Source organism: Janthinobacterium sp. BCJ23 (assembly GCF_059617945.1).
On the sequence record NZ_JCAQAW010000019.1, the window covers coordinates 1 to 4,051 of the forward strand.

Consider the following 4,051-nt stretch of genomic DNA (forward strand, 5'->3'; position numbering starts at 1 on the left):
GAACAGGACCGTGAAACAACTTTGCGCCGATGATAGTGCTGCAACCAGTGTGAAAGTAGGTTATCGTCAGGCTTGTTATTCGAAAAAACCCCTTCCGGTGATCCGGTTGGGGTTTTTTTACGTCTGGCGGTTTGTCGCGGCGCACCCGATTCGTGCATGGTGTGGTGCAGAAAGTCAGGCACTGCTCAAAAACTATGCAGAAATGGGAGCTTTGCAGATCGTATGCAGGCTTTGTATGCAGGCACGGAAACTGCTCAAGGATTATGGCGCGCTGTTCATCACGGGATAGCTCGCTCCATCCCACCTTGAGGAGTTGTCCATGAACCGTCGTTCGATCCTGTTGTCGCTGATTTTGTCCGCTACCGCACTTGCCGCACCGCTGACCCATGCCGAGGCGCTCGACGATATTCTCAAGGCCAAGGTCTTGCGCGTGGCCGTGCCCCAGGATTTCCCGCCTTTCGGATCGGTCGGCCCCGACATGAAACCCGTTGGCTACGACATTGACGTGGCCGCAATGCTGGCCAAAGGCCTTGGCGTCAAGCTGGAATTGGTGCCTGTGACCAGCGCCAATCGCATTCCTTACCTCAATACCAAAAAAGTCGACCTGGTTATTTCCAGTCTCGGTAAAAACCCGGAGCGTGAAAAAGTCATCGATTTCAGCGCAGCGTATGCGCCGTTCTTCAGCGGCGTATTCGGTGGTGCGGATCAGACGATCAGCAAGGCCGAGCAACTGGCAGGTAAAACCGTGGGCGTCACCCGCGGCGCCGTGGAAGATCTTGAACTGAGCAAGATTGCGCCGGCCAATACCACCATCAAGCGTTTTGAAGATAATAACGCGACCATTTCTGCTTTCCTGTCCGGCCAGGTGCCCTTGATTGCCACTGGCAACGTGGTGGCTGGCGCAATTGTCGAAAAACAGCCTGCCAAAAAACTCGAATTCAAATTCTTTATCAAAAATTCTCCATGCTACGTCGGCATCAATAAAAGCGAACCGAAGTTACTGGCGCAAATCAATACCATCCTGGCCAAGTCGAAAGAAGACGGCAGCCTCAATACCATCGCCCAGAAATGGCTGAAAACAACGCGTCCTGTCACCGCCCTGCTGTAACGGGTCAAGCGCACCATGGCATACACTTTTGATTTCAGCAGTATCTGGGAATACCGCGAGTACCTGTACAACGGCGTGATCGGCACCTTGCGTTTGACACTCGTTGGCACCGTGCTCGGTGTCGCCATCGGTATTCTTGGCGCCATCTCGCGTGCCTGGAAACTGCCCGTGCTGTTCCCGGTCTACACCGTGTATGTGGAGCTGATCCGCAACACGCCGTTCATCGTGCAGCTATTTTTTGTTTTCTTTGGCTTGCCCAGCCTCGGCATTCATTTGAGCGAGTGGCAGGCGGCAACGATTGCGATGGTGCTCAACCTGGGTGCCTATAGCACCGAGATCATCCGCGCCGGCGTAGAGTCTGTGCCGAAAGGCCATATCGAGGCCGCTTCGGCGCTGGCGATGTCGCGCTTCCAGATTTTTCGCTGCGTGATCCTGCGCCAGGCCTTGCTCAAGATGTGGCCAGCCTTGTCGAGCCAGATCGTGATCGTGATGCTGGGATCGTCCGTGTGTTCGCAAATTTCGGCCGAAGAGCTGACTTTTGGCGCTGGCTTCATTACCTCGCGTAACTTCCGCTCCTTCGAAGTGTATTTCGTCGTCACCATCATGTACTTTTTGCTGGCGGTCGGCGTGCGCCGCGCGTTGGGCCTGTTTGGCCGCTACGTGCTTGCCAGGAGAGCGACATGAGCGATTTTTCCCTGTGGGACATCATTCGCAACTTGCTGCTGGCGGGGCGTTGGACGGTATTGCTGTCCTTGATCGCCTTTGTTTGCGGTGGCCTGGTCGGTATCGCCATCCTGATGATGCGCACCTCGAGCGCGCGGCTGCTGCGCCAGTTTGCCGTGATATACATCGAGCTGTTCCAGGGCACGCCGCTGCTGATGCAATTGTTCCTGCTGTTCTTTGGCCTGTCGCTGACCGGCATGCAAGTGTCGCCCTGGCTGGCCGCCAGCGTGGCCCTGACCTTGTTTACTAGCGCCTACCTGGCGGAAATCTGGCGCGGTTGCGTCGAGGCGATTCCCCGTGGCCAGTGGGAAGCGTCTGCCAGCACGGCAATGACATATATGGAACAGATGCGCCACGTGATCTTGCCGCAGGCGTTGCGCATCGCCGTTGCACCGACGGTCGGATTTTCCGTGCAGGTCGTGAAAGCGACGGCGGTCACGTCCATTATTGGTTTTGTTGAGCTGACCAAGGCCGGCTCGATGATCAGCAACGCCACGTTTGCGCCCTTCACCGTGTATGGCCTGATCGCCCTGATGTATTTTTGCCTGTGTTTCCCGCTTTCGCTGTATGCCCGCCGCCTGGAAAGGAAAATCAATGTCTCTCGTTAGCATCAATGGATTGCACAAGCGCTTTGGTACGCATCATGTCCTCAAGGGCATCGACTTGCGCGTCAAGGAAGGCCAAGTGACGGCAGTGATCGGACGCAGTGGTTCGGGCAAGAGTACCTTGCTGCGCTCGATCAATGGACTGGAAAGTTTCGATGAAGGCTCGCTCGACGTCGATGGCGTGAGGGTCACCGTCGGCCAGACCGATTTGCGCCAGTTGCGCCTGAAAGTCGGCATGGTGTTTCAGCAGTTCAATCTGTATCCGCATCTGACGGCCGGACAGAATGTGATGCTGGCACCGACGGTGGTCAAAAAAATCGGCAAGCAGCAAGCAGAGGCGCTTGCGCGCGATGCGCTGGCAAAAGTCGGCCTTGCCGATCGCTTTGAATCGTTTCCAGACCAACTTTCGGGCGGCCAGCAGCAGCGTGTGGCAATCGCCCGGGCGCTGGCGATGCAGCCGAAAATACTGTTGTGCGATGAAATCACCTCGGCGCTCGACCCGGAACTGGTGAACGAAGTGCTGGCCGTGGTGCGCAAGCTGGCCGAGGATGGCATGACCTTGATCATGGTCACGCATGAAATGCGCTTCGCACGTGAGGTGGGCGATCAACTGGTCTTCATGCACCAGGGAAAAATCCATGAGCAAGGTGATCCGAAGGCGCTGTTTGCCGCGCCGTCAACGCCGGAACTGGCCAGTTTCATCAGTTCGGTTTCCTGATCGTTTTTGCCAAAGCCAGATCCCGCATGCTTGACCCCACCACACCAGCTGTTACCAACTCGTCCGAGGAGATCGCTGCGGATATTGCGGCGGCGATTATCGAACGCCGCTTGCCCTCTGGCACCAAGCTCAAGGAAGAGGCCCTGGCCCGCGTGTATTCGGTCAGTCGTACCAAGATCCGTGCGGCCTTGCTGATGCTGTCGAAGGATGAGCTCATCGAGATCGTTCCGGAAAAGGGCGCTTGTGTGTGCAAGCTCAGTGAACGCGAGGCGCGCGAAATATTTGCCGTGCGCCGCACGCTCGAGGCCGGTCTTGCGCGTGATTTCGTGACCATCGCCAAGGCCGACGATTATCGCCGCATCGATGCCCACCTTGCGCTGGAACGCCAGGCCCTGTCACAAAACGATCTGCCGCTGCGCGCCAGGTTGCTGGGTGACTTTCACATCCTGCTGGCCGATATCGTTGGTAATCTGGTGTTGAAGGAAATCTTGCGCAAACTGACGGCGCGGACCTCGCTGATCGCCATGCACCAGCAGTCCAGCGAAGACGCCAGTTGCTCATCGGATGAGCATGCGCTGTTCATCGAGGCGGCCAAGGCTGGCAATGCCGACGTTGCGGTCGACATCATGCTGCATCATCTCGACCAGGTGCTCAAGGCGCTGCATGTTGATGCCCCGGAGTCTGTCGACAAGAAAGACCTGGTCAAAGCCCTGCTGGCCGCCTGAACAAAAACACCGATGGCGATTGAAAGCCCTTGCCAAGACTGGCGGGGCTTTGCTATAGTTCGCCTCCCCAATGAGACGCAATCAAATGCGGCAGTTGAGGATCACCGGAAACGGCGATGCAGTAAAAAGAAGGAGTTGACGGATTTAGCGAAATGCTTCATACTCTTCCTTC

6 protein-coding genes are annotated in these 4,051 nt (G+C 56.7%); all 6 read left to right on the forward strand.

Features of this window, described 5'->3' with window-relative positions; all coding sequences use genetic code 11:
• The coding region (locus tag AC54AG_RS28220) for a hypothetical protein (protein WP_496632646.1) at positions 1-289 on the forward strand (289 nt) is incomplete at its 5' end.
• 30 nt (positions 290-319) lie between these two features.
• Positions 320-1,108 carry a transporter substrate-binding domain-containing protein gene (locus AC54AG_RS28225; RefSeq protein WP_331779154.1) on the forward strand — a complete coding sequence of 263 codons (789 nt, stop codon included), beginning with the start codon at positions 320-322 and terminating at the stop codon, positions 1,106-1,108.
• Between the two features lie 15 nt (positions 1,109-1,123).
• Entirely contained in the window at positions 1,124-1,792 is a 669-nt protein-coding gene (locus tag AC54AG_RS28230) for an amino acid ABC transporter permease (protein ID WP_331779155.1), read from the forward strand.
• Complete coding sequence (locus AC54AG_RS28235; protein WP_331779156.1) at positions 1,789-2,439, forward strand: amino acid ABC transporter permease; 651 nt, start codon at positions 1,789-1,791, stop codon at positions 2,437-2,439. Before AC54AG_RS28230 ends, AC54AG_RS28235 begins: the two co-directional genes overlap by 4 nt.
• Positions 2,426-3,154: an amino acid ABC transporter ATP-binding protein gene (locus AC54AG_RS28240; RefSeq protein WP_331779157.1), complete on the forward strand. Its 729-nt coding sequence runs from the start codon at positions 2,426-2,428 to the stop codon at positions 3,152-3,154. The genes AC54AG_RS28235 and AC54AG_RS28240 overlap by 14 nt, the downstream gene beginning before the upstream one ends.
• A gap of 26 nt (positions 3,155-3,180) precedes the next feature.
• Positions 3,181-3,879: a GntR family transcriptional regulator gene (locus AC54AG_RS28245; RefSeq protein WP_331779158.1), complete on the forward strand. Its 699-nt coding sequence runs from the start codon at positions 3,181-3,183 to the stop codon at positions 3,877-3,879.
• Positions 3,880-4,051 lie beyond the last annotated feature (172 nt).